21 protein-coding genes are annotated in these 25,946 nt (G+C 65.1%); 4 read left to right on the top strand and 17 right to left on the bottom strand.

Annotated elements, in window-relative coordinates; genetic code table 11:
• Positions 1 to 77: 77 nt before the first annotated feature.
• From F3J20_RS19950 to F3J20_RS19930, 5 genes are all read right to left on the bottom strand, one after another.
• Positions 78 to 1,052, bottom strand: coding sequence for a MaoC/PaaZ C-terminal domain-containing protein (locus F3J20_RS19950; RefSeq protein ID WP_167284299.1), 975 nt, complete (start codon positions 1,050 to 1,052; stop codon positions 78 to 80).
• A gap of 49 nt (positions 1,053 to 1,101) precedes the next feature.
• Positions 1,102 to 2,643: a 3-oxoacyl-ACP reductase gene (locus tag F3J20_RS19945; RefSeq protein ID WP_167284298.1), complete on the bottom strand. Its 1,542-nt coding sequence runs from the start codon at positions 2,641 to 2,643 to the stop codon at positions 1,102 to 1,104.
• Between the two features lie 155 nt (positions 2,644 to 2,798).
• Entirely contained in the window at positions 2,799 to 5,297 is a 2,499-nt protein-coding gene (locus F3J20_RS19940) for an acyl-CoA dehydrogenase (RefSeq protein ID WP_167284297.1), read from the bottom strand.
• A gap of 459 nt (positions 5,298 to 5,756) precedes the next feature.
• Positions 5,757 to 6,629, bottom strand: coding sequence for a TetR/AcrR family transcriptional regulator (locus F3J20_RS19935; protein ID WP_167284296.1), 873 nt, complete (start codon positions 6,627 to 6,629; stop codon positions 5,757 to 5,759).
• Positions 6,630 to 7,036: 407 nt separating this feature from the next.
• Positions 7,037 to 8,272, bottom strand: coding sequence for an MFS transporter (locus tag F3J20_RS19930; RefSeq protein WP_167040105.1), 1,236 nt, complete (start codon positions 8,270 to 8,272; stop codon positions 7,037 to 7,039).
• A 583-nt stretch (positions 8,273 to 8,855) separates the two neighbouring features.
• Between F3J20_RS19930 and F3J20_RS19925 the strand changes: the two genes are divergently transcribed.
• Together F3J20_RS19925 and F3J20_RS19920 are read left to right on the top strand one after the other, a co-directional pair.
• Positions 8,856 to 10,751: an FAD-binding monooxygenase gene (locus F3J20_RS19925; protein WP_167284295.1), complete on the top strand. Its 1,896-nt coding sequence runs from the start codon at positions 8,856 to 8,858 to the stop codon at positions 10,749 to 10,751.
• Between the two features lie 20 nt (positions 10,752 to 10,771).
• Entirely contained in the window at positions 10,772 to 11,209 is a 438-nt protein-coding gene (locus F3J20_RS19920) for a MarR family transcriptional regulator (protein WP_167284294.1), read from the top strand.
• A 27-nt stretch (positions 11,210 to 11,236) separates the two neighbouring features.
• Here F3J20_RS19920 and F3J20_RS19915 read toward each other — a convergent pair whose 3' ends face one another.
• The 7 genes from F3J20_RS19915 to F3J20_RS19885 all read right to left on the bottom strand — a co-directional run bounded on the left by F3J20_RS19915 (position 11,237) and on the right by F3J20_RS19885 (position 18,804).
• On the bottom strand, positions 11,237 to 11,746 hold the full coding sequence (locus F3J20_RS19915) for a MaoC/PaaZ C-terminal domain-containing protein (RefSeq protein WP_167040099.1): 510 nt from the start codon (positions 11,744 to 11,746) through the stop codon (positions 11,237 to 11,239).
• Between the two features lie 86 nt (positions 11,747 to 11,832).
• Positions 11,833 to 12,711 (bottom strand): sugar phosphate isomerase/epimerase family protein, encoded by an 879-nt coding sequence (locus tag F3J20_RS19910; RefSeq protein ID WP_167284293.1) that lies wholly within the window; start codon positions 12,709 to 12,711, stop codon positions 11,833 to 11,835.
• Positions 12,712 to 12,748: 37 nt separating this feature from the next.
• On the bottom strand, positions 12,749 to 13,912 hold the full coding sequence (locus tag F3J20_RS19905) for a dihydrodipicolinate synthase family protein (RefSeq protein WP_167284292.1): 1,164 nt from the start codon (positions 13,910 to 13,912) through the stop codon (positions 12,749 to 12,751).
• A gap of 40 nt (positions 13,913 to 13,952) precedes the next feature.
• Complete coding sequence (locus F3J20_RS19900) at positions 13,953 to 14,810, bottom strand: shikimate dehydrogenase (protein WP_345889902.1); 858 nt, start codon at positions 14,808 to 14,810, stop codon at positions 13,953 to 13,955.
• On the bottom strand, positions 14,807 to 16,411 hold the full coding sequence (locus F3J20_RS19895) for a CoA-transferase (RefSeq protein WP_167284291.1): 1,605 nt from the start codon (positions 16,409 to 16,411) through the stop codon (positions 14,807 to 14,809). The genes F3J20_RS19900 and F3J20_RS19895 overlap by 4 nt, the downstream gene beginning before the upstream one ends.
• A 216-nt stretch (positions 16,412 to 16,627) precedes the next feature.
• A complete protein-coding gene (locus F3J20_RS19890; protein ID WP_167284290.1) occupies positions 16,628 to 17,971 on the bottom strand; it encodes an MFS transporter in 1,344 nt (447 codons plus the stop codon).
• Positions 17,972 to 18,045: 74 nt separating this feature from the next.
• Positions 18,046 to 18,804, bottom strand: coding sequence for an enoyl-CoA hydratase/isomerase family protein (locus F3J20_RS19885; RefSeq protein ID WP_167040089.1), 759 nt, complete (start codon positions 18,802 to 18,804; stop codon positions 18,046 to 18,048).
• Between the two features lie 436 nt (positions 18,805 to 19,240).
• Between F3J20_RS19885 and F3J20_RS19880 the strand changes: the two genes are divergently transcribed.
• A complete protein-coding gene (locus tag F3J20_RS19880; protein WP_167284289.1) occupies positions 19,241 to 19,843 on the top strand; it encodes a TetR/AcrR family transcriptional regulator in 603 nt (200 codons plus the stop codon).
• A 156-nt stretch (positions 19,844 to 19,999) separates the two neighbouring features.
• Here F3J20_RS19880 and F3J20_RS19875 read toward each other — a convergent pair whose 3' ends face one another.
• Genes F3J20_RS19875 through glcD form a run of 4 tightly spaced genes read right to left on the bottom strand, consistent with a single transcriptional unit; the run spans position 20,000 to position 24,248 of the window.
• Positions 20,000 to 20,401, bottom strand: coding sequence for a heme-binding protein (locus tag F3J20_RS19875; protein ID WP_167284288.1), 402 nt, complete (start codon positions 20,399 to 20,401; stop codon positions 20,000 to 20,002).
• Between the two features lie 18 nt (positions 20,402 to 20,419).
• Positions 20,420 to 21,637 carry a glycolate oxidase subunit GlcF gene (gene glcF, locus F3J20_RS19870; RefSeq protein WP_167284287.1) on the bottom strand — a complete coding sequence of 406 codons (1,218 nt, stop codon included), beginning with the start codon at positions 21,635 to 21,637 and terminating at the stop codon, positions 20,420 to 20,422.
• A gap of 11 nt (positions 21,638 to 21,648) precedes the next feature.
• Positions 21,649 to 22,752 carry a glycolate oxidase subunit GlcE gene (glcE, locus tag F3J20_RS19865; protein WP_167284286.1) on the bottom strand — a complete coding sequence of 368 codons (1,104 nt, stop codon included), beginning with the start codon at positions 22,750 to 22,752 and terminating at the stop codon, positions 21,649 to 21,651.
• Positions 22,752 to 24,248 carry a glycolate oxidase subunit GlcD gene (glcD, locus tag F3J20_RS19860; protein ID WP_167284285.1) on the bottom strand — a complete coding sequence of 499 codons (1,497 nt, stop codon included), beginning with the start codon at positions 24,246 to 24,248 and terminating at the stop codon, positions 22,752 to 22,754. Before glcD ends, glcE begins: the two co-directional genes overlap by 1 nt.
• Positions 24,249 to 24,477: 229 nt before the next feature.
• Here glcD and glcC point away from each other — a divergent pair, with 229 nt between their 5' ends.
• Positions 24,478 to 25,263 (top strand): transcriptional regulator GlcC, encoded by a 786-nt coding sequence (gene glcC, locus F3J20_RS19855; RefSeq protein WP_167284284.1) that lies wholly within the window; start codon positions 24,478 to 24,480, stop codon positions 25,261 to 25,263.
• Between the two features lie 24 nt (positions 25,264 to 25,287).
• Here the strand turns inward: glcC and F3J20_RS19850 are convergent, their stop codons facing one another.
• Positions 25,288 to 25,911 carry an NAD(P)H-dependent oxidoreductase gene (locus F3J20_RS19850; protein ID WP_167040075.1) on the bottom strand — a complete coding sequence of 208 codons (624 nt, stop codon included), beginning with the start codon at positions 25,909 to 25,911 and terminating at the stop codon, positions 25,288 to 25,290.
• Between the last annotated feature and the right edge of the window lie 35 nt (positions 25,912 to 25,946).

Below are 25,946 nucleotides of genomic sequence, written 5' to 3'. Positions count from 1 at the left end.
CCTTGCGGTTATGGCCCGACGGTTCGGTTATCGGATGAGGCGAACGATTGAAATGACGCGCATGGCGGCTGCCCGGCTCATTGCAGCCGCCACTGCATGCGCGCGCGCAAATGCGGCTTGTCGCCGGCGATGTCGCGCACTTCGAGATCGCGCTCGATCAGCGACGGCGACGCGCTCCACAACGACGCCTCGCCGGGCAGCAGCATCGGCACCTTGAATTCGGCGGCGAGCGTCGCCTCGGCGAGCGGCTTCGGCGGCTGCAATGACGACGCGGCGCGCGCGAGCGTCCACATGCCATGCGCGATTGCGCGCGGAAAACCGAAGACCTTCGCCGATAGCGCGCTCAGATGAATCGGGTTGTAGTCGCCGGATACGCTCGCGTAGTCGCGGCCGAGTTGCGGCGCGAGTTGCCAGCGCGCGATGCGTTGCAGCGGCTCGGGGCCGAGCGTCAGCGCTTCGAGCGGGCTGCCGATGGTGGACACTGCGGTGGACACCGCGGCGGACGCCGCGCGCTTCAGATAGACACTGTCGCCGTCCCAGACCGCTTCGCCGCGCCGGTAGATGCGCGTGCGCACCACGAACGCCTGGCCTTTGTCGTGGCGCAGCAGCGCGCCGAATTCGACCTCGATGCGCAGCAGGTCCTTGTAGGCGAGGGGGCGGCGCAACCGCACGTGATTGGCCAGATGCACGAGCCCGAGCGCGGACCACGGAAACGCCGGGTCGGTCAGCATCAGCAGATGCAGCGGAAACGCGAGCAGATGCGGATAGGTGAGCGGCACGCCATGCTCGGGGATGAAGCCGCACACGCGCGCATAGCGCCACGCCGGGCCGGGGGCGAGCGCGACGGCGGGGCGCACGAGCCGCAGCGCCGGCAGTTGCGGCGCCTGCCCGGGTTGTGTGCCGCGGCCGCGCTTGACGATGCCCGACAGCGCGCGCGCATGGAGCTTCGCCGTCGAAGGCAGGGTGTCGACGACCACGGTTTTCGGCCGCGCGCCGTCGCCCGGCGTGGACGCGGCATGACGGTTCCCGAACGGATCATCCGGCTCGCGCATGCTCATGCTCCAGGGTTCATGCTGCGTAGTCCCATTCCGTACGCCACTTTCACGCTCCGATCAGGCTCTGGCCGCAGACGCGCACGACCTGGCCCGTCACGCCCGCCGAGCCCGGATGCGCGAGCCATGCGATGGTCTGCGCGACGTCGACGGGCTGGCCGCCCTGGCTCATCGAGTTCATGCGGCGGCCGGCCTCGCGGATCGCGAGCGGAATTTTCGCGGTCATCTGCGTTTCGATAAAGCCGGGCGCGACCGCGTTGATCGTGATGCCGCGCGCGCGTAGCGGCGCCGCCATGCTGGCGACGCGGCCGATCACGCCGGCCTTCGAGGTCGCGTAATTGGTCTGGCCGAGATTGCCGGCGATGCCGCTGATCGACGACACCGCGATAATGCGCCCGCCGTCGCGCAGGATGCCGCCTGCGAGCAGCGCGTCGTCGATGCGCTCCTGCGCGCTCAGGTTGATGTCGATCACGCTCTGCCATGCGGCTTCGGTCATCTTCGCGAGGGTCTTGTCCTTGGTGATGCCGGCGTTGTGCACGACGATGTCGACGCCTTGCTCGTCGAGCGCGGCGGCGAGCTGGGCGGGCGCTTCGGGCGCGGCGATGTCGAACGTCAGTGCGGTGCCGTTGAGCGGGCGCAGCGTCGCGTCGAGCGCATCGCGCGCGGACGGCATGTCGAGGCCGATCACGTGCGCGCCTTCGGCCGCGAGCACGCTCGCAATGGCCGCGCCGATGCCGCGCGCGGCGCCGGTGACGAGCGCGCGGCGGCCGGCAAGCGGTTGCCGCCAGTCGAAGGCGGGGGGCGTCGTGGGGTTGGCGTCGTGGGGGCTGCCTACGTTGGCTGTATTCGCTGCGTTGGTTACTTCGAGCGAGTTGCCCGAATCGCGCAGGCCGCTCATGCTGTTCACGCCGGTTTTGCCGCTGGCATCGCTCGCCTCGATGCGCACGACCTGGCCCGACACATACGCCGAGCGCGGCGACAGAAAGAAGCGCAGCGTCGCGTCGATACCGCTTGCTGCGCCTTGGGCGTTTTCCACGCCTTGCGCGACATACACGAGATTCGCGGTGATGCCGCGCCGCGCTTCCTTGCCGAGCGAGCGCGTCAGGCCTTCGAGCGCGCGCTGCGCGGTCCATTGACGCGGACTCGCGCAGGCTTCGGGCGGGCGGCCCAGCACGACGATGCGTCCGCATTTGCCGAGCGAGCGCAGCGTGTCGTGAAAGAAGCGGTGCAGCGGTTCGAGCTGGCTGCTGTCCTCGATGCCGCTCGCGTCGAACAGCAGCGCGGCGAGCTTGCCGGCCGAGCCCGCTTCGGCCGGCTCGAAGCGCCCGGTCATCAGGCCGTGGCGGTTGGCGAGCGGCACCCAGAGCCCGGCGCTTGCGTGCGCGACGCTCGTCATGCCGATACTCGCGACGAGCCTCGCGAGCGCATCGAACAGGTGCGGCTCGCGGCCCGCACCGATCGCGATCAGGCCGTCGAACTCGGGCCGGTCCGCGCGATAGCGCCGCAGCACCTCGGGCTTCGGCAAACCGAGCGAACGCGCGAGGCGCGCGCCGAACGGCGAGTTGACGAACTTCAGGTAGGAGTCGTTCATGTCGTAGCTTGCTCCGCTGGACGCGCCCCGGGAAACCCCGTGGCGGGGACGCCGGACGTGTGCCAGTTTGCCTTGAGTTGGGGGCGCCGGGGGCGCTTTGCCGTGATGCGGCGCGGATTTTTTTGCGCGTTCGCGTGCCGGTTGGGCTGCGCCACTCAAGCCGCCACCTCCAACGCCTGCTCGAGCGCTTCCTTGCGCTTTTGCAGACTCGCGAGCATATCGAAGTCGGCGGGAAAATCGTCGACCTTCACGACGTGCGCGCCATAGCGCGCGTAGTCGTCGAGCACGCGGCGCTCGTCGGCGTCGATCAGGCCTTGCCGCTCTGCCGTGTCGGTCCATGCGCCGAGTTGCGCGAGACTTTGCGGCATCGGTTCGAGCGAGCCCTGTTTGACCGCCTCGCGCAGCTTCTGGTCGATCTGCGTGAAGCGCGGATTCAGCGCGAACACGAGTTCGCCATAGCCGAGCGCATCGACGTCCGGGTGCGGCACGTACGAACCGGCGACGAGCCGCTCGCGCGCGGCGCCCGGCGTCTGCATCAGCTCGGCGATCTCGCTGCCGAGCCGGTCCGACGGCTCGCGGTGCGGCAGGCCGAACGGGAACGCGAGCCCGCGCACGAGCGTCGCGGCGAGGCGGTTCGGATAGTTCGCGAGCACGCCGTCGAGCGCATGCTGGGCCTGGTACAGCGCGTCCTCGACGCCCCAGCGCACGAGCGGCAGGTCATCGGGCTGGCGGCCTTCGTCCTCGAAGCGCTTTAACGTTGCCGAGATCAGGTAGAGCTGCGAGAGCACATCGCCGAGGCGCCCCGAGATGCGCTCGCGGCGTTTCAGGTCGCCGCCGAGCACGAACATCGACACGTCGGCGAGCAGCGCGAACACCGTCGCGAGACGTGTCGCCGCGCGGTAATACGCGTGCAGCGGCGCATAGGCGGCGCGCGGCTTGCCGATCAGCGCGCCGCCCGTGAGCCCATCCACGAGACTGCGCACGAGGTTCGACAGCGTGAAGCTCAGGTGACCGAAGAATGCGGCATCGAAATCGCGCAGCGCCTTCGCGTGATCGGGCTCGCGCGTCGCGTTCATTTCCTTGAGCACGTACGGATGGCAGCGGATCGCGCCCTGGCCGAAGATGATCAGGCAGCGCGTCAGAATGTTGGCGCCTTCGACCGTGATCGCGATCGGCACCTGCTGATAGGCGCGCGCGAGAAAGTTCGACGGCCCCATGCAGATGCCCTTGCCGGCGGCCACGTCCATGCCGTCGTTGATGACCTTGCGGGCACGCTCGGTGATGTGATACTTGGCGATCGCCGAAATGACCGAAGGCTTTTCGCCGAGATCGACCGCATGCGCGGACAGGCGGCGCGCGGCATCCATCACGTAGAGGTTGCCGCCCATGCGGCCGAGCGCTTCCTGCACGCCCTCGAACTTGCCGACGGCGGTGCGGAACTGGCGGCGAATCGCGGCATACGCGCCGGTGCCACGCACGGCGATCTTCGCCATCCCGACATTCGACGACGGCAGCGAAATCGCGCGGCCCGCCGCGAGGCACTCCATCAGCATGCGCCAGCCGTTGCCGACCTGGGCGCGTCCGCCGATCACCCAGTCGAGCGGAATGAACACGTCCTTGCCCGAGTTCGGACCGTTCTGGAACACCGCGTTCAACGGCCAGTGCCGCCGGCCGATTTCGACGCCGGGGTGGTCGGTCGGAATCAGCGCGCAGGTGATGCCGGGCTCGTCGTCAGCGCCGAGCAGATGGTCGGGGTCGAGCGCGCGGAACGCAAGGCCGAGCACGGTCGCGATCGGCCCGAGCGTGATGTAGCGCTTGTTCCACGTGACGCGAAAGCCGAGCGTCTCGCGGCCCTCGTGCAGGCCCTTGCAGACGATGCCGACATCGGGAATCGCGGCCGCGTCGGAACCGGCGTAGGGGCTCGTCAGCGCGAAGCAGGGGATGTCCTCGCCGCGCGCGAGACGCGGCAGATAGTGGTTCTTCTGCGCCTCGGTGCCGTAGTGCATCAGCAGTTCGGCGGGGCCGAGCGAGTTCGGCACCATCACCGAGACGGCCGCGGCCGAGCAGCGCGTCGCGAGCTTCATGATGACCTGCGAATGCGCGTACGCGGAGAACTGCTTGCCGCCGTACTGCTTCGGAATGATCATGCCGAGAAAGCCGTGCTGTTTCACGAACTGCCACGCTTGCGGCGAGAGGTCCTGCCACACCATCGTGGTGTCCCAGTCGTTCGCGAGATCGCAGAGCTGCTCGCATTCGACGTCGAGAAACGCCTGCTCCTCGGGCGTCAGCGTCGCCGGACCGTAGCCGAGCAGCGTGTCCCAGTGCGGGCGCCCCGAGAACAGTTCGGCATCCCACCAGACCGTGCCGGCTTCGATCGCGTCGCGCTCGGTCGGCGACATCTGCGGCAGGATCTTGCGGAACGCGTCGAGCACCGGTTTCGCGAGCCATGCGCGGCGCAGCGGCCTGAACGTCAGCACGAAGGCGGGGAGCACGCACACGATCGCGAGGAACGTCGTGAGCGCCGGACCCGCCGCGCCGCCCAGATGCGCGGCCGCGATCCAGACGATCATGGCCGCGAGCCACCAGGAGGCGCGCGCCCGAACGTAGACGAGCGCGAGCGCAACGATGGCGAGCGCAAGGATGAACCACGGCATGACGTTTCCTCCTGGGTTTTGACAGCGCGAGCGAACGCCTCCGCGTGGCGCGGACGGTTCGCGTTCCATTGTTCTTTCTGATGACGATGCACGCGGCGCCACCTGCGAAGCGCGCCTCTGATGCGGCGCTGGGTTCGCGGCGCTGTCGCTGTTCTCGCGCCGATGCCGATGTTCCTATCGGCTCGACAGCGCGGTGCGGCTCAGCGGCGCAACGTAGAGGTACGGCCCGGATAGGCGAGGTTTTCGGGTTTCATGGCTCGTGTGCGGTACGGGTTGCGTGCTGTCCGAGGGCTGCCTGCCTGCTTGTTTGTTGCCTGGCGCCTGTCCTTTGCCGGTTTGTTACTTGTACGTTGCTTCTTCGTTGCCTGCCGTCGGCCCGATGTTTCGGGCTGCTTGCCATATTCTGCAGGCTTCCCGCTGGGGACGGCCTATGCGGGCGCCGTCCCGGGCGAGGCATGCTCAAGCCGTGCCGTGCAACACGTGCTCGAACGATGCCGATGCTGCTTCGATGCCACCGCCGCCGCGGCGTTCGCCACCGTCCGTATCGCTATAAGCGGGTTGTGCCGATGCGGCGCTTTCGCGCGACGCGGACGGCGCCATCTCACGGCCGGCCGCTTCCTGAGCGCCATCGGTTGCATCGCCGAGCACCGCGGCGAACGTCGCCAGCTGCGAGCTGTCCGGCAGCGGCGCCTTGAGCGCGGCGACCATCAGCGAGGCAAGGCGCGCGATCAACTGCAGATCGTTCATCGACTTGCCCTGCGAGAACTCGGAAATCAGGCTGTCGGTATCGGTGCCGGCGAGCACGCCCGACAGCGCGCCGATCGCGAAGTGCAGCCGCCAGCCGAGTTCCTCGCGCGGCAGATGCGGCAGCGCGCGCTGGAACGCATCGAAAAAGCGCACTGCCACCGGCTCGTAATGCTGGTTCAGAAAATCGCGGATGAACGACGACGGATCGGTATAGGCGCGGCCGAGCAGGCGCAGGAACGCTTTGCCGCCAATGCGCGGATCGCGCGAGAGCCGCAGCGCCGGAATGAACATCGCGCCGAGCACGTGCTCGCAGGTCAGCCGCGCGCCGAGCATGGCGTCGAAGCGGTCGAGCAGCTTGAGCCGCTCCTGGTTGAGCTGATCGAGACGGCGCGACAGCATCGAGTGGATCAGCGACTCCTTGGTGCCGAAGTGATAGTTGACCGCCGCGAGATTGACTTCGGCGCGCGAAGTGATCTGCCGCAGCGACATCGCCTCGTAGCCGCATTCGATGAAGAGCGTCTCCGCGGCGTCGAGAATGCGTGACTTGGTATCGCCGGCATGCCGGCCTGTTGTGCGAACTGCCATGTTGCGTCTCCCAGTTGCCGGGGCTGCCGGCTCGCAAACAAGCGATTCAAATCGCCATTTGAAACAATCGTTTTTTTCAGGATAAAGAAGGATGACGGCTGCGATCAAGGGGTCCCGTTCGACTAACTCCTCTAGAAGACCTGACGAGGGTCGCCTTTCCTGTGCGCGGTGCGTCAGATCGCGCGGAAAATAAAAAGGCCGTTCCGACGAAATCGGAACGGCCTCGTATTGCTCTGCGATGTATCTGGCCCCGCGCCTCGATCCTGATAACCCGAGGCGCCTGACGCGCGTTGGCGTCGTGGCGGTTCGAACCGCCTTTGCAGCTATTGTGCCCTATAACGCGCCGGCGCAGTAGCTGTTTAGTTCGAACGCTTGAAGCATTTGAAGCGGTCGGCGGGCGAGCCGGCCTACACGGCGCCTCCCGTGGCAGGCGCGCCGACTTCGCGCGCGGACTGCGTCATGTCGATGCCGCGCCGCTCGCGGCTGAACGGAATCAGCACGCAGATTACGACTGCGACGATGCCGATCACGACCGCCATCACGAGCGCGTAGTTGTTGCCGTGAATCTCCGCGATCTTCGATTGCAGCGGACCGTTGACCGACGAGATCAGGTTGCCGAGCTGATACATGAGGCCGGGGAAGGTCGCGCGAATCTCATCGGGCGAGATTTCGTTCAGGTGCACCGGGATCACGCCCCATGCGCCTTGCACCGAGATCTGCATCAGGAACGCGCCGAGCGCGAGCAGCATCGGCGTGCTCGAGAAGGCCCACAGCGGCAGTACCGGCAAGGCGATCAGCGAGGCGATGAAGATCGCGCGCTTGCGGCCGATCTTCTCCGATATCCAGCCGAAGAACAGCCCGCCGCAGATCGCGCCGATGTTCAGCGTGATCGTGATCCACGACACCGTATGCGCGTCGAACTGGTGCTGCACGCGCAGGAAGGTCGGATAGAGATCCTGCGAGCCGTGCGAGAAGAAGTTGAACGCGGTCATCAGGATGATCGCGTAGATCGACAGGCCGACGTTCTGCTTGAGCGTTGCGACGAGGCCGGGGCGCGCCTTCTTTTCGAGCGTCTTGAAGGCGGGCGACTCCGGCACGTGCGCGCGGACGTAGAGCACGAGCAGTGCGGGCAGCACGCCGACGAAGAACATGCCGCGCCAGCCGATGTATTGATAGAACACGCCGAACACGATCGAGGCGAGCAGATAGCCGCTCGGGTAGCCGGCCTGCAACAGGCCCGAGACGATGCCGCGCGATTTCGGCGGCACGGTTTCCATCGTCAGCGCACCGCCGACGCCCCATTCGCCGCCCATCGCGATACCGAACAGCGCGCGCAGCACGAGCAGCGTCATCAGGTTCGGCGAGAGGCCGGACAGCAACTCCAGCAGCGAGAAGCACGCGATGTTGACCATCAGCGTGGGACGGCGGCCGTATTTGTCGGCGAGCCAGCCGAAAATCAATGCGCCGAGCGGACGCATCATCAGGGTCAGCATGATGGCAAACGCGACCGATGGAATATCGGTACTGAATTCCTGCGCGATATCTTTCAGCACGAACACCATCAGAAAGAAATCGAATGCGTCCAATGTCCAGCCCAGATAGGCGGCAATCGTGACGTTTCTCTGTTCCCGAGTCCAGCTCATTGATTGTTCTCCTCTTTCTGTCTTCAGAAACCCGCCTTTGACGACGGGTGCTTCAGTACTCGTTGCGCCTTGCTGCAAGCGCTTGCGGCGAGTGTACGCCGAGCGTTAAGCGCTTGCATGATTCAAGCCCCTTTTATCCGTGTTAATCCGGAGAGCAAATTTCATGCTGAATCTGCAATGCATGCTTTATGTTGGTTAATCGTAATTATCGTATTGAAGATGTTATAAATATTGTTTGTTATTTGTAATGTCAATCGGGTGCCTATTAGGCTTCAGGCAGAGCCATGAAACAGGGGGGTGACAGGCTTGCTTCACTCGAAGTCATATAGCCCGACATGCGCGAGCGTGCCGATAGACCGGCATGCAAAGACACGAGGCGTGATGGCCCGATTGCCGGCCATCGCGACAAAAACCGTCGCGCGGCAAAGCGGGACTTGCGGAGCGAAAGCCGCACATCAGGCCGGTTCCGATTCCAGATTCCAGGGTAAACATCAGTGAGTGCATGAAGTGCTTGGAAAATAGTTGGTGTACGGAGTATATTCGTCTTCACAGTGCCACCCACACGGAATGGAGGAAGACAGTCATGCAATTTCATCTCAACGGTTTTCGCGTCGGCGACCCGACCATCGAACCCGCCGCGCAAGGCGCGCCTCGCGCCGGCATGCCCGAGACGGTCGACGTGCTGATCGTCGGCAGCGGTCCCGCGGGGCTCGTGCTGGCGGCGCAACTGTCGCAGTTCCCGTCGATCAGCACACGCATCGTCGAGCGTCGCGGCGAAGCGTTGCAGATGGGGCAGGCGGACGGCATCGCTTGCCGTACCGTCGAAATGTTCGAGGCATTCGGGCTCAGCGATCGCCTGTTGCGCGAAGCCTACTGGGTCAACGAAACGGTGTTCTGGCGGCCGGATGTGAATGATCGGAACGCGATCAGGCGTACCGGTCGTGTTCAGGATACCGAAACAGGTCTGTCGGAATTCCCGCACGTGATCGTCAATCAGGCTCGCGTGATGGACTATCTGCTCGATTCGATGCGCCGTTCCGCGCAGCGGCTCGAGCCGGACTACGGTCTCGAAGTCGTCGACGTGCAACGCGACGATGCGCACGACTATCCGGTGCGCGTGACGTTGCGCCATACCGATGCGGCGCAAGGCGACGCGACGATAACGGTGCGCGCGCGCTATGTGATGGGTTGCGACGGCGCTCGCAGCCGCGTGCGCACGGCCATCGGACAAACGCTGCGCGGCGACGCGGCCAATCATGCCTGGGGCGTGATGGATGCGCTCGCCGTGACCGACTTCCCGGACATTCGCCTGAAAGCCGCGATCCAGTCCGCTGGCAAGGGCAATCTGCTGCTCATTCCGCGCGAAGGCGGGTATCTGATCCGCTTCTACGTCGATCTCGGCGAAGTCACGCCGGAGAATCGCGACAGCATCAAGCAGGCCAACGTCGAGCGCATCATCGAGACGGCCCGGCAAATCCTGCATCCGTATTCGCTCGACGTGAAGGAGGTCGCATGGTTCTCGGTGTACGAGGTGGGGCAGCGCCTGACGGACCGCTTCGACGATGCGTTGACTAGTGAAGGCACAGCGCGCGAGCCGCGCGTGTTCATCGCCGGCGATGCCTGCCACACGCATAGCGCGAAGGCCGGGCAGGGCATGAACGTGTCGATGCAGGACGGCTTCAACCTGGGCTGGAAACTCGCGGCGGTGCTGGAAGGTCGCAGCGGCGTCGAGCTGTTGCGCACGTATTCCGACGAGCGTCAGCCGATCGCGCAGGAGCTGATCGATTTCGACAAGGAATGGTCGGCGATGATGGCCGCGCCGCCGAAAGATCCCAACCGGCCCGAAGCCGGCGGCGTCGATCCCGCGGAATTGCAGGCGTATTTCGTGCGCGCCGGCCGCTATACGGCGGGTGTCGCGACCCGTTACCGACCGGCCATGCTGACCGGCGAGGCAACGCATCAGGCGCTCGCGAAGGGCTTTTCGATCGGCACGCGCTTTCACTCGTCGCCGGTCGTGCGGCTCGCCGATGCGAAGCCCGTCCATCTTGGCCACGCGGCGCGCGCGGACGGCCGCTGGCGCCTGTATGCGTTCGCGGATGCGAATCGCAGCGTGCTGCACACGCTGTGCGAGCATCTCGCCACGTCACCCGATTCGGTGCTGCGGCTCGCCACGCCGGAAGGGGCCGACGTGGACAGCGTGTTCGATCTGCGCGCGGTGCTGCAGCAACCGCATCGCGACGTTCGTCTCGAAGACCTGCCGGCGTTGCTATTGCCGCGCAAGGGACGCTATGGTCTCGTCGACTATGAGAAGGCATTTACGAGCGATGCGGCAACTGATATCTTCGACGAACGCGGTATCGATCGCGAACGGGGCGCGCTCGTCGTGGTTCGTCCGGATCAATACGTCGCCCATGTGCTTCCTCTGAATGCCTATGCGGAACTGAACGCCTTCTTCGGGCCGATTTTCCGCCTGCGCTAAACCACGCCGATACTGCCAAATTGCCGACCCAACACGACCCCGACGCGCTCTCGAAGTTTACGGGCAGCCTCGTCCGCCGCGCCCAGCAACGCCATGCGGCGGTATGGCTCAGCGAAGTTTCCACCGAGATCACGAGCGTCCAGTACGCGGCGCTCGAAATCCTGCGGCACACGCCCGGCGTCAATCAACGGCAACTCGGCGAAGGGCTCGACGTGGATCGCTCGACGATTGCCGATCTCGTGGCGCGCATGGTGCGCAATGGGCTCGTCAAGCGATCCGACGATCCCGCCGACAAGCGCAGTTATCTGCTATCGCTGACCGCGGCAGGCAACAAGCAGCTTGCGGCCTTGCGGCCGCGTGTCGAGGAACTCGAGCGTGTGTTGACCGCAAGGCTGACGCAACGGGAATGCGAGGAGTTGCGGCGGCTGTTGTCGGCGTTGTTGCCGCCGAAGGGGTAGGGGCGGGGCGAGGCCAATGTCCCTTGCCTACCGGTCAAAAGCAGGCTCCTGCTTCATCATCAGCAGCGTCTCGCCGTCCTGCACCGTTTCGCCGCGCTGGTTGAGCACCTTCAGATACAACGTCGCAATGGAGCGATCGTCGCGTCGGGTCGGACGCAGAGCTTTTACTTCGACTTCCACGTGAATGCGATCGCCTATCAGCAGCGGCGCGCGAAACGCCCAGTTCCAGCCGAGCGTTGCGATGCCCATCAGCCGCACGGGGCAACGTGTCTTCAGGCCATCGGCCAACGACAGGCCGAGCAGTCCATGCGCGATCCGGCCGGAAAAGCCGGCTTCCTGTGCCGCGACATCGTCGAGATGGATGTCGTAGAGGTCGCCCGACACGCCCGCGAAGTTGACGACGTGCGTTTCCGTGACCGTGATGCCCGACGTCAGGAAATGATCGCCAATCCGGATGTCTTGCGCGGCGTAGGTGCCGGGTTGCAGTCGCCGCCCTTCACGAGCCGGCGTTGTTGTTTCATGGGTTTCCGTAACCATATCGTCTCTCCTTGTTGTGTTCCTTCATCGCCGCGCGGCACTCCGCCGGCGAAGTGTGGATGGGTAACAGCAAGCGTCGGCAAACATCAGCACACCGATTGCAGCCGTTGTGCGCAGGTCGAGAGCACGCTGTCCGGTTCGACCGTCCACCAGCGATCGCGCGAAAAAATCTCCACTTCCACCATGCCGTCGTAGCCGGCTTCCTCGATCTGCCGACGAAAACCCGCCAGATCGACGACACCGTCGCCCATCATGCCGCGGTCCATCAGCATGTCCCGCGTATCGGCGAGCCAGTCGCAGACGTGATACCCGAGTATCCGCCGCGCGCGTCCGGCCGCCGCGATCGATTCGGACAGCAGTGGGTCCCACCAGCAGTGGTAGACATCGATGGCGACGCCGAGTAGCGCCGGATCGTCGGGCACGATGGACTCGCACAGAGCGAGCGCCTGCGCGATCGTGTTGACCACCGAGCGGTCCGCCGCATACATCGGATGCAAAGGCTCGATGGCGAGCGGCACGCGCAGCTTGCGTGCCTCGTCGTACAGTTCCGCGATGCCGTCTGCGACCTGCTGGCGCGCTCCCGCAAGATCGCGCGGTGCCGTGCCGGCGCTATTCGCCGGTCCTGTTCCATTCACGCCGCCCACGACCATCACGAAGCATCGTGCGTCGAGTTCCGCCGCATCGTGCAACGCGCGCCGGTTGCTTTCGATAGCCGCGCGGCGCTCCGCCGGCGTGGCGCCTGTCAGATAGGCCGAGCGGCAATAGCCGCTCACACTCAGTTGCAAGGCGCGAAGCTGGCGCGCGACGGCCGGGGCGCCGGCCGCTTCGACTTCCTGCCGCCACGGCGCTACGCCACCGAAGCCCGCGCGGGCGATCCGGTCCAGCGTGAGCGCGATCGGCTCGCGATGCCCGAGCGTCGCGGTATTGATGGAACAACGGTGTAGCTGGTTGTTCAGCGATTCCATGCGTCGTTTCTCCCTGGTTGCCGCTTCAGTGGCCACATCAATTGCCGCAGCCCAGCGTTTCCATGACGCGCCGCATGCGCTCGACGGCCAGCTCCGGATCGCGCAGCAGATTCGCGGTGTCCGCGAGACGGAACACGTCCGCGAGATAGAGCGGCGGACGTGCGCCGTGATGGCCGCCGAGCATGAAGAAATGCGGCTGGAAGCCGTTCAGGTAGGCGAGGAAGACGACGCCGGTCTTGTAGTATTGAGTCGGCATCCTGAAGATGTGGCGCGATAGGGCGACGGTGGGGGCGAGCAGGCTGTCGTAACAGGCCACGTCGCCTGCGGCCAGCGCGGCGAGTGCCTGCGACGCGGCGGGTGCGATCGCATCGAAGATGCCGAGCAGCGCATGCGAGAAGCCCTGTTCGTCGCCCTTGATCAGCGCCGGATAGTTGAAGTCGTCGCCGGTGTACATCCTGACGCCGTCGGGCAGCCGGCGGCGGAACGCAATTTCCTTGCTGTCGTCGAGCAGCGAAATTTTGATGCCGTCTATCTTGTGCGCGTTCTGCGCGATGATGCCAAGGCATACGTCGGCGGCTTCGTCGAGATCGTCGCTGCCCCAGTAGCCCTTCAGTTCCGGATCGAACATGTCGCCGAGCCAGTGCAGTATCACCGGCTGGTCGCACATGGCCAGCACTTCGCGATAGACCCGCGCGTAATCGTCGCGGTGCCGCGCAACGCGGGCGAGCGCGCGGCTCGCCATCAGGATCACCCGGCTGCCGGTGCGCTGGATTGCATCGAGCTGCGTGGCATAGGCGCGAATCACGTCGTCGCACGACGTCGCAAGATGCGCGGGCAGATGGTCTGTGCCGCAGCCTGACGCGATGAGTGCGCCCGGCAGGTCGCGGGTTTCGTTCATCGTGCGCTCGACCAGTTCGAGCGCCGTTTCCCACGTGAGGCCCATGCCGCGCTGGGCCGTATCCATCGCCTCGGCGATGCCGAGTCCCTGGCCGATCAGATAGCGGCGATATTCGATCGTGCGTGTCCAGTCGATCGCGCACGGCTGGTTCAGCTCGCCACTTCGAAGCGGATCGGCGACGACGTGCGCGGCGGAATAGGCAATCCGGCTGAACGGCGCCGTCGCGGGTTTGACCGCTAGCGGCTGGCCCTGGAGCGTATAGGATTCGAGCCGGCCTGAGGATGTAGGAAGAACGATGTGCATGATGATCAGGAATGGATTGGGAGCGTGCAAGCGGCGGGCTTTACGCGGGTGTGTCGGAGAAACACGAAAATGAAGCGGGCACGTCGATGCCGAAGAACGTGGCGAATGCGGCCAGTTGTCCCTCGATCATCGGACGCCCATTGGTCGCTCGACAGCCGCATTGTTGCGCGTGCGCGAGCAACGGCGTCACGGCGGGCGTCATGATGATGTCCACGACCTGCAGCGACGCAGGGAACGCGCCGAATGACGCGGGCATGCCGTCGCCGGGCCGCATGCCCACGGGCGAGCAGTTGATCAGCAGATCGATGCCCGATACGTCGGCCGGATCGATATCGACGCTGACCTGACACGCAGGGTGGAAGCGGTTCAGGCGGCCGGCGAGTTCATCGGGCAACGCGCGGTTGGGATCGCTCAGCGCGAGGCTCGCGACACCCGCACCGGCAAGGGCGAACGCGACGGCCGCCCCCGAGCCGCCCGCACCGAGCTGCTTGACGCGCTTGCCGCGCAGCGCAAAACCGATCCGCTCGAGTCCAATGACGAGCCCCGTGCCGTCGAACATATCGCCGAACCAGCTACCGTCCGGCTGCCGCCGCATCACGTTGATCGCGCCGACCTGCGCCGCCGTTGCCGATACCGCATCGACCAGCGCCATCGCGCTGGCCTTGTGCGGCACGGTCACGACGAGGCCATCGAGATTGGCCAGCGATTTCAGACCGGCCACGACCTGCGCGAACGATGCAACCGGTGCTTCGAACGGCAGACAGACGGCGTTGATGCCGCCCGCGGCGAAAAGCGAGTTCATGATCTGTGGCGTCTTCACCTGGGTGACCGGGCTGCCGAGAATGCCGAACAGACGCGTCGAGCCGTCGATGCGCGATGCCTGCGTCGCGCCGCTCACAAGCGGTTCTCCCGGCGCGCGGTGAGGCGCGGATGTTCCGGCCACGCCTGTTCCGACATCGCGGCGTCGAGTCCCATCGGCTCCGGGCGGAACAGACGCTCGTCCATCAGCTTGAGGTCCGGCGAAATGGCGGGGCGGAATGCCATGTGCGTGAGGACGTCACGCTCCAGATCGATACCCGGCGCGATCTCGATGAGTTCCAGGCCGCCGTCGATAGTACGGAACACGGCGCGTTCGGTGACGAACAGTGTCGTCTGATTGCGCTCGCGGGCGAACGGTCCGTTATACGACACCTGCTGCAGCGTCGGCACGAACTTGCGGTGCGCGCCTTCGCGCAGGATGCGCAGCTTGCCGTCTTCGCAGGCCACCTGGAGACCGCCGGCTGTGAACGTGCCGCCGAACACCATCTTGCGTGCGTTCTGGCTGATGTTGATGAAGCCGCCCACGCCGATCAGCTTGTTCGCGAACCGGCTGATGTTGACGCTGCCCTGCGAGTCGATTTCGACTGCCGAAAGAAAGGCGATGTCGATTCCGCCGCCGTCGTAGAAGTCGAACTGGTACGGCATGTCGATGATCGCGCTGTAGTTGCGCGCGGCGCCCGCATCGAGGCCGGCCGCCGGCGCACCGCCGATCAGCCCCTGTTCGTTGGTCAGCACGATGTGATGCAGCACGTCTTCCTCGGCCGCGACGAGTCCGATGCCGGTGCAGACGCCGGAGCCCACGTTGCATACCGCGCCGACGCGCAGTTCCATCGCCAGCCGGCGCGCGATGATCTTGCGTTCGTCGAGCGGCAAACGTGGAAAACCGCCGAGCGGAATGCGCATCTCGCCCGAGAACGCCGGATCGTAGGCCGTCTGATACGTGACCGGCTGATCGGCCTCGACCACGACCACATCGACGAGCATGCCGGGGATCTTCACCGTCTTGGCCGGCAGGGTGCCGCGTTTCGCGAGCCGCTTGACCTGCACGATCACAAGCCCGCCGTTGCGCTTCGTGGCCTGTGCCATCGACAGCATGTCGCCGAAAATCGCTTCCTGCTCCATCGAAATGTTGCCGTCTTCGTCGGCGGTCGTGCCGCGCAGAAAGGCCACGTCGATGTCGAACGGTTTATAGAAAAGCCATTCGCGTCCCTCGATCTCGATCAGGCTGACGAGCGTATCGTCGCTGGCGGCGCCTTGCCGGCCGCCGTCGTTGCGCGGGTCCACGAACGTGTGCAGGCCGACGTGGCTGATCAGGCCCGGACGGCCCGCGGCGATTTCGCGTGTCAGTTGCGAGAGCGCGCCTTGCGGCAAGGTCCACGCCTCGATCTCCTGGTTCAGCGCCATCTGCGCAAGCGGCGGTGAATCGACGAGCGTGCCGCAGACGACGCGCTTGAGCAGCCCGGCATGCGCGAGTCGCGAAGCGCCCCGTTCGCCGCGGTCGCCGAGTCCGACCGGGTGTACCGAGGTGAGCCGGCGCGGCTCGCCTTGCGCGAGAAAGCGCCGCTCCAGCGCCTCGATCAGCGCTTCGGGCACGGCATGGCCGCTGCCCGATCCGCCGATCATCAGGGTATCGCCATCTTTCAGCATGCCGGCTGCTTCGTCGGCGCTCAGAATCTGCATGTCTTCTACTCCGTAGGGTCGCGTTCTGGTCACGCAGGGCGCCGCGCGCCGTGCCTCGTATCGAGCCGCAGCGCCTCGCAGGAAGCGCTGCCGGGACCGCAAAAACTTACTTTGGTAAGGGCCGTTCAAAATGGCGTCCGCGCCGGGCAGCGACAACTGCCCTGGATCGGACGTCGCGCCGGGAACCGCGTGGCCGCATGTTCGCGGCGCAACGGATCAGGCCGTCGAGCCCGACTCCCGGAGCACCTGCTGTTCATCCTGATGACGCGACAGACGCTTGCCCCACAGCGCGGCGATCAGCGTGAGCAGACAGAAAACGGCGAGGAACAGCATCACGCCGGTCGGCTTGCCGTTCGCGTACGCAACGAGCGCCGTGGCGATGAACGGCGTCGGGCCGCCAATGATTGCGCCCGACAGCTCGCGGCACATTGCGATGCCGGAGAAGCGGTATTGCGTCGGGAACAGGTTCGACAGGAAGGAGCCCTGCGCGCCGCAGGTGCAGCCCCAACTGATGCCGTAGACCGCGCTCATCGCGATGGTCGCGAGCACGACGTCCTTCGAGTCGATCATGTGGAAGAGCGGCCAAACGAGGCTCAGCGCGATCAGTGCGCCGGCCGCGAACACGTTGCCGCTGCCGTAGCGGTCGGCCAGCATGCCGCCCACCGGCGCGCACAGCAGCGAAAAAGCCAGCGCGATGATCAGGGCGATGAGACTGTCGGACTTCGCCATCCCGAGCGTGTTGGTCATGTAGCTCAGGGCAAACGTGTTCAGCACATAGCTGAGCGCCTGATGGCCGCCCATCGCGAGGAAGCCGCACAGAACCTCGCGCCGGCTATTGCGGAAGAGTTCGGCCACGGGCACTTTCTCCTTCCTCGCGCGTTCACTGGCCTTTTCCATCGCCGCGATATATTCGGGCGTTTCGTCGAGCTTCGAGCGGATATAGATCGCCACTCCGAACAGCACCAGCGAAATCAGGAACGGCACGCGCCATGCCCACGAATACAGGATGCTCTCGGGCACCGATGAAATCACGAGGAACGTCGTGATCGCTATCAGCACGCCGAAGTTCGTGGCGGCATTGGGAATCGAGGTAAAGAACGCGCGCCGTGACGGCGGCGTGTACTCCGCGATCAACGTGATCGCGCCGGCCAGTTCCGCGCCCGCGCCGAAGCCCTGCATCAACCGCAGCAGCACCAGCAGGGCCGGGGCGAGCATGCCCACCTGCTGATAGGTCGGCAGCAGGCCGAGGCCCACGGTCGCCGCGCCCATGATCGTCACGCAGAACACGAGTGCCGGTTTGCGCCCGTACTTGTCGCCGATATGCGAGATCACGATGCCGCCGACAGGGCGGATCACGAAGCCCACGGCAAACGTAGCGAAGGCCGCGAGCACGCCGGCCAGTTGCGACAGTTGCGGAAAGAAAAGCTTGTTGATGATGAGCCCCGACGCCGCGGCGTAGAGGCCGTAGTCATACCACTCGATGATGGTGCCGAGCGTCGACGCGAATACCGCACGTCGGATGTTTTTGCGGCTAACCTGCTGCGCATGTGCATGCTGCATAGCGCTGTCTCCGTTTCTCTTGTCAATGATGTTCCGCGGCGCACCGAGAGGCGGCGCGGCGCACTGTTTGCCCGCTAGGAACGCTTCGGCCGCTCGCCGAACGCGTTGGCTCCTTCTTCGTAGTTGCCCGAGGCGAAGCACAGCGACGTCAACTCGTTCTCGTAGCGGATGCCCTGATCGACGGACATCGACAGCGCCGCGCGCACGGCCGCCTTGACCGACTGCGTCGCAATCGGGCTGAATTCGGCCATCTTCCGGCACAGCGCCATCGCGGTATCGACCACGGCCGTGTCTTCGACCACGATCTCCACCAGACCGATGCTGTGCGCCTCGTGTGCGTCGATCGAGTCGCCGGTGAGCAGCAGCCGCATGGCCTGGCCGTAGCCAACCAGACGCGGCAGCATTTGCGATGCACCGCCGCCGCCGACCCAGCCGCGCAAGACTTCCGGCGCGCCGAACTTCGCGCTTTGTCCCGCCACGCGGATGTCGGCGCCCAGCATCATTTCGAGTCCGCCGCCCAGCACCCATCCCTTGAGCGCCGCGACGACCGGCTTGGTGAATTCGCGAATGACCATCGCGTAGTCCGTGCGCCGGCGGAATTCCCACGCAGTCCGATACGTCTTCAACGTATGGAGATCGCTGCCGGCACTGAAGGCGCGTTCGCCTTCGCCGCGCAACAGCACGACGCGTACGTCGTTATCCCGCTCCAGTTCCTCCCTGATTCCAACCAGCGTTTGCGTCATTTCCGGCGTCATCGCATTCATTTTTTCCGGCCGGTTGATGACGATTTCGGCCACGGCTCCGTGGCGCCTGAGTAGAACGTGCTCCTGCATTGTGTCTCCTGATTCTGCTGCTGCATGCAGCGCGGTTTCCCTCGATCGCGACCCATATACTTACTTACTAGTAAGTATTTTTCGTGAAGATACCAGCTTTGTTTGAGACAGGCAACGGGGATTTTTGCTAGCGTCATGGCTAGCGCCTGGCGCCGTCCGCAATGGGTCTGCGACGGGTGACGGGAAGTGGGGGAAGTGTTTTGCCGGCCGGCTGGCCGGGCTCGGGGATGGACTGCTTCGCTGCTGGGGCGCGGGGGAGTCGTGTAGAATCGGCGCCATCAATCGTGCCGGACCGTTGTGCGCCGGCTGCCCGCAATTACACGAGTCACGCCTGCTGCTGTGTTCCGCATGAGGCCGCTCTCATCACACCGTTTTTCGCCGAGGTGAGACGTTGAGTCAGAACGACAAGACAACTTCCGGGCCCAAAAAGCCTTCGATGTACGACAGCATTAAAGAACTGGCAAAGAAGCTGCTCATTGCACACGGTTATCACAAGACCACGTTCGGCGTGATCGCCAAACAGTTAGGTATCACGACGACCAATATCCACTATCACTTCGGCAACAAGAACAGTCTCGTTGAAGAAGTCGTCAAGGATTATGTCGACGCGGCAATCCACGGGCAAAAGAGCATCTGGCTCGATGAAACGAAGTCGCTACAGGAAAAGGTGCAGGGAGAGATCGCCTATAACCGCAATCTGTACAGGAAATACAACCCGGGCGGAAAGACCCATCATCCCTGGAGTCTGATCGGACGTCTACGGCTCGAAAGCGATGTGCTCAGCGACGAAGCGCGCGCGACCCTCGTCAGGTTCACGACCGAAATTCACGGCGCAATCGAGACAGCGGTCGGATTCGCGATCCGCAGCGGTGAGTTGAAACGCGATACGCCGAAGGAGGACCTGATTCTTCTATTGACTCATCTTGCAGACAGCCTTTCGGTATTCGCACAGGACGCGGGGGGATTCGAACGGGTCGAGCAATTCATGAATGCGTTTTCGCGCGTCGTGTTGACGAAATACACGCGCAATTCAGGCTGAGAGGACGGAGGTCCTGATTGAGGTACTTCTAATGCGTGCCGAGTCGTCCGGCACGCGGTGCTGCGGTCAGTCCGCGATGGATTGGCCGCAGCTATGCAACGTCGCGCGATCTTCGATGAACCCGACGTCGTGGACATCGGGAACACACTGACTCCCTCACGCCAGCGCCTGCGCTCCCGCTTTCGCGACCTGCGCATCTTCACCCGGCTTCACGCCGGACACACCGACGGCGCCCACCACCTGCCCATCGACGGTAAGCGGAACACCGCCTTCCAGCGTCGCGACGAGCGGTGCGCTCACGAAAGCGGTGCGGCCGCCATTGATCATTTCTTCGTAGAGGCGCGACTCGCGACGTCCCAGGGCCGAGGTGCGCGCCTTGCCGATCGCCATCTCGGCGCCGATCGGCGCGCAGTTATCCAGACGCAGCAGGCCGAGCAGATGGCCGCCGTCGTCGACCACCGCGATGGCGACGGGCCAGTGGTTTTTTTCCGCCTCGGCGCGGGCGGCGTCGAGAATGCGCGTGGTTTCCGCGAGGGTGAGTACAGGTTTGGTTTGCATGTCGGTCGATTCCCGGAGTTATTGAAGCGCGTCTTCGATAAGTTCGATCCAGTGCTGCACGCGCGTGCGATTGGCACCGGCGAGGTGAGTCTGACAGCCGATGTTGGCCGTCGCAATGAGGTCGGGCTGGCCGCTTTCGAGCGCGTCGAGCTTGCGCTCGCGCAGCGTTGCCGCCAGTTCCGGCTGCGTGATCGAATAGGTGCCCGCCGAGCCGCAGCATAGATGCGCGTCGGGAACGTCGGTCAGGTCGTAGCCGAGCCGCGTCAGGATCGCCTCGACCGCACCGCCGAGCTTCTGCGCATGCTGCAGCGTACACGGGCAATGAAAGGCGATGCGCTTGCGCTCGCCGGTTTGCAACGCGTCGAGCGGTTCGGCGCGGAGCACTTCGACGAGATCGCGGGCCAGCTCGCTCGTGCGCGCGGCCTTGGTCGCGTAGCGCGGATCGTCGCGCAGTAAATGTCCGTACTCCTTGACGAAGGCGCCGCAGCCGCTCGCGGTCAGCACGATCGCTTCGGCGCCCGCCTCGATGGCGGGCCACCATGCGTCGATATTGCGGCGTGCGCGTGCGAGGCCCGCATCCTGCGCGTTCAGGTGGTAGTCGGTCGCGCCGCAACAGCCGGCCTGTGGCGCCGCGATCACGCTGATGCCGAGCCGGTCGAGCACGCGTGCTGTGGCGGCGTTCGTGTTCGGCGACAAGGCAGGCTGCACGCAGCCTTCGAGTATCAGCATGCGACGGCTGTGTCTCGCCGGCGGGCGAGGCTTGGCCGCGACCTTGTCGACGGGGATTTTCTGTCGCAGCGATGTGGGCAGGAAGGGCCGCGCAAGACGGCCCGCCGTCAGCAGCGTCTTGAATACCATCGGGCGCGGGATGACCTGCCGCAGCCCTTCGCGCAGCATGCGCTCGCCGGTCGGCCGCGCGACCCGCCGCTCCAGTTCGGCGCGGCCGATGTCGAGCAGCGCGTGATAGGTGACGCCGGAAGGGCAGGTCGTTTCGCAATTGCGGCAGCTCAGGCAGCGGTCGAGATGCTGCTGGGTTTTCGCGCCGACGTCCTCGCCTTCGAGCAGTTGCTTGATCAGATAAATGCGGCCGCGCGGGCCGTCGAGCTCGTTGCCGAGGACCTGATAGGTCGGGCAGGTCGCGTTGCAGAAGCCGCAATGGACGCAACTGCGCAGGATCGATTCCGCTTCGTCGGCGCGCGCGAGAGTTCGGGCCTGTTCGCTGAGGTTGGTTTGCATGGTGTCTCGCGTCAGAAGTCGGCGTACAGGCGGCCGGGGTTGAACAGGCCATGCGGATCGAGCCGCGCCTTCAATGCGCGATGCAGGCGCAGCAGCGGCGCGGTGAGCGGCATGAACGGGCTTGCCGCGCCGCGCGGGTCCGGCGTTGCGTCCGCGCTGTAGCGAGTCGCGTGACCGCCGGCGGCCGCGGCGATTGCCTGTATCGACGAGGCGTCCGCATGGCTCTTGAGCCAGCGCTGCGCGCCGCCCCAGTCGAGCATGACGTCGCCGGGCAGCGGCGTGAGCGGCGCGGCGACCGGCAGCGACAGACGCCAGAGCGGACGCGCATCGGCGAAGAAAGGCAGGCGATGTTCGCGCAGGTCGGTCCAGAACGCCATGTCGAGGTCCGCGCCGCCGATGTGGCCGATGGCCGATTCCACGGAGCCTTCGCCGCCTTCGAGCCGCACGTGCAACAGGCCATCCTCGTAACAGGCGCCGGTGACGGGAAGTGCGCCGCGGCGCCAGTTCGTCAGTGCCGTCATGGCTTTGTCGGCGCTCATCTCAAGGACGACGCTGCGCGTCGCGCGCGGTTTGGGCAGTACCTTTAGCGACACCTCGGTCATCACGCCGAGGCATCCGTAGCTGCCGGCCGCGAGCCGCGCCATGTCGTAACCGGCGACGTTCTTCATCACTTCGCCGCCGAAGCGCAGATGTTTCGCCTCGCCGGTAATCAGGCGGCAGCCGAGCACGAAGTCGCGCATGGAGCCCGCCCACGGCCGGCGCGGTCCCGACAACCCGCTCGCCACCGCGCCGCCGAGCGTCGCGCGGCCGTCGAATTCGGGCGGCTCGCAAGGCAGCATCTGACCGGCGGCGTCGAGTGCCGCCGAGAGCGCCGAGACGGACGTACCGCAGCGCGCCGTGATGACGAGTTCGGTCGGCTCGTAGCGCACGATGCCGCTGTGGCTGCGCGTGTCGAGTTCGCGCGCGCCGTTGGGTGTGTCATCGGGTGCGCTGCGGCCGAGGAACGCCTTGGTGTTGCCGCCGCGCACGCTCAGCGGCGTATGCGTCGAGATGGCGCGAGCGACTTCGTCGACGAGACGCTGGCTGTCGTCCAGCGGGATCGGATCGTCTCGCATCAGAATCGCTCCAGTTCAGGAAACGGCAGGGCGCCGTGGTGAACGTGCATCGCGCCGAATTCGGCGCAGCGATGCAGGGTCGGAATGTTCTTGCCGGGATTGAGCAGACCTTGCGGATCGAACGCGGCTTTCAGGGCATGAAACAAGGTCAATTCATCGGCATTGAACTGCGCGCACATCTGATTGATCTTCTCGCGGCCCACGCCATGTTCCCCTGTGATGCTGCCGCCGACCTTCACGCACAGCTCCAGGATCGCGCCGCCGAGCGCTTCGGCGCGCTCGGTCTCGCCCGCGTTCGCATCGAACAGGATCAGCGGATGCAGATTGCCGTCGCCCGCGTGGAAAACGTTGGCGACGCGCAGCCCGTATTGCTGCGACAGGCGCTCGATGCCGGCCAGCACGCCCGGCAGTTCGCGGCGTGGGATCGTGCCATCCATGCAGTAGTAGTCGGGCGATATGCGGCCGACCGCCGGGAACGCGTTCTTGCGGCCAGCCCAGAATTTCTGGCGCTCGGCTTCGTCGCGGGCGAGCCGCACGTCGGTGGCGCCGGCCGCGCGCAGCAGCGCTTCCACCCGCTCGCAATCCTCGTGGACGTCGCTTTCGGCGCCGTCCACCTCGCACAGCAGGATGGCTGCCGCATCCACGGGATAGCCCGCGTGGATAAAGTCTTCGGCGGCGCGAATGGCGAGGTTGTCCATCATCTCCAGGCCGCCCGGAATGATCCCCGCGCCGATGATCTCGGCCACCGCCGAGCCGGCCCGCTCGACGTCGTCGAAGCTCGCGAGCAGCACGCGGGCGCTCTGCGGTTTGGTGAGCAGCTTCACCGTGACTTCGACGACGATGCCGAGCATGCCTTCCGAACCGGTGAAGAGCGCGAGCAGATCGAAGCCGGGCGAATCGAGCGCGTCCGATCCGAGCGTGACGCGTTCGCCCTCGATGGTGAGGACTTCGAGCTTGAGGATGTTGTGGACCGTCAGGCCGTATTTGAGGCAGTGCACGCCGCCGGCGTTCTCGGCGACGTTGCCGCCGATCGAGCAGGCGATCTGCGACGAAGGATCGGGGGCATAGTAGAGCCCGTATTGCGCGGCGGCCTGCGAGATCGCGAGATTGCGCACGCCCGGCTGAACGCGCGCGATGCCGGCCTCGGGATCGATCGCGACGATGCGGTTCATGCGCGCCATCACGAGCAGAATGCCTTTTTCGAGCGGTAGCGCGCCGCCCGACAGACCAGTGCCGGCGCCGCGCGCCACCACGGGAATGCGCGCCTCGTGCGCATAGCGCAGCAGCGCTTCGATCTGCTCGACGGTTTCGGGCAGCGCGACGAGTAGCGGGGTCGTGCGATAGGCCGAGAGCCCATCGCATTCGAACGGACGCAGCTCCTCGGCTTCGTGCAGGATCGTCAGGCCAGGCACGCGCGCGCGCAGTTCCGCGACGACGGCGGCACGGTCGTGCGTAACGAGCGGGCCGTCGATCGCTTCGTCATAGCGATAGCTCATGAATGTCTCCTCGCCCTCGCGCGACGGATCGGGGCGACCGGCCGGCAGGCGTTGCAGGCGGAATTGTTGCCGCGCCGCCGGCGTCTGTCGATAAGCTGGTCGAGTGGTCGTACCAGTTTTTTATCGGGCTTTGCAGAGCAATTTCCGCACTGGCTTTAATATCGTGCGATATCCTGCTGGATGACGATTTGATTCATGCCCTTGTCCTAACTGGTCGTACCACTTGAAAATGCACGATACGAATACCCGCGAGAACGCCGATGTCGCCCCCGCCCGCCAGGTCGCGGACGTCGTGGCGGAACGCATCGAACGGCTGATCGTCGACGGCGTGCTCAAAGCGGGGCAGTCGCTGCCCTCGGAGCGGCGGCTTGTCGAGAAGCTCGGCGTGTCGCGCACGGCGCTGCGCGAAGGGCTCAAGCTGCTGCGCGCGCGCGGCATCATCGAGACCTCGCATGGGCGCGGGTCGTATGTCGCCAGTCTGACCGGGCACACGGAGACCTCGCCGCTCATGCACCTGCTCGGCTCGCAGCCGCGCACGCTCTACGACCTGTTCGAGGTGCGCGGCATGCTGGAAGCGGAATCGGCGCGGCTGGCGGCACTGCGCGGCACGCCGGCTGACCATGTGCTGATTACGCGGCGCTATCAGGAGATGATCGAGGCACAGGAGACCGAGGCCGATCCGTCGGTCCACGCGCGCCTCGATCACGCGTTTCATCTGGCGATTTGCGAGGCTTCGCACAATCCGGTGCTGGTCCACACCCTGCAATCATTGACCGATCTGCTGCTCAGTTCCGTGTTCGCGTCGGTCAATAACCTTTACCACCGCGAACAGCACAAACGGGTGATCGATCGTCAGCATGCGCGGCTTTACAACGCGGTGATCGGCAAGCTGCCCGAGCAGGCGCGCAAGGCCGCCGCCGATCATATCGACAGGGTCTGTGCGAGCCTGCGTGAAATCGAGCAGGAAGAGCAGAGGCTGGTGCGGGCGACGTTGCGGCTCGAAGGGTGGAGTTGAGCGTCCGCTTATGCCTGGAGATACCTAGAAATCCGCCGCCATGGCGAGCGCCCGGGCTTTTCCCTGCTCGATCGCCTGCCGAGGGTCGGCATGCCAGGTGTGCTCCACCATGAGGCTTTTAACGTCGGCCACGCCAATGAACTTGAGCCAGAAGTCGAGATAGTCGGCCTGATGTTCAAACCCGGGATGGCCGCTGCCGGCACTTGCCTCGCGGCTCTGTCCACGCACATGAATGACGAGGGCGCGCGGAATCTTCAGCATCGGACCGTATGCGCTCCCATTGAAGGTGAACAGCATATTGCGCTGGCTGACGAGATCGATCAGTTGTTTCAGCTTGTACGGGTAGCCGAAATTCCACATCGGCACGCCGAGAACGATCCGGTCAGCTTCCTGGAAACGCTTGACGAGAGACTGTATGCGATTCCAGATCGACGATTCGACGCTGTTCAAGGGTTCTTTCGATACCCCTTTATATTTCGCGCCAATGCCCTCGCTGTCGAAGTCGGGCAGGTCTTCTTCCCAGACGTTCAACGTGTCGACCTCGATCGACGTGCAATGCTGGCGATACGCGTCGAGAAACGCATTCGCGATGGTGATCGAGGCTGACGCGTCGCCACGAGGAGAACACACGATATTCAATAGACGCATGATGCCAGGTCCAGATGGGATTGCGATTAGTCAGG

Source organism: Paraburkholderia sp. Cy-641, assembly GCF_011752945.1.
Taxonomy (GTDB): Bacteria; Pseudomonadota; Gammaproteobacteria; order Burkholderiales; family Burkholderiaceae; genus Paraburkholderia.
This window is presented reverse-complemented; position numbering and strand designations above follow the sequence as displayed.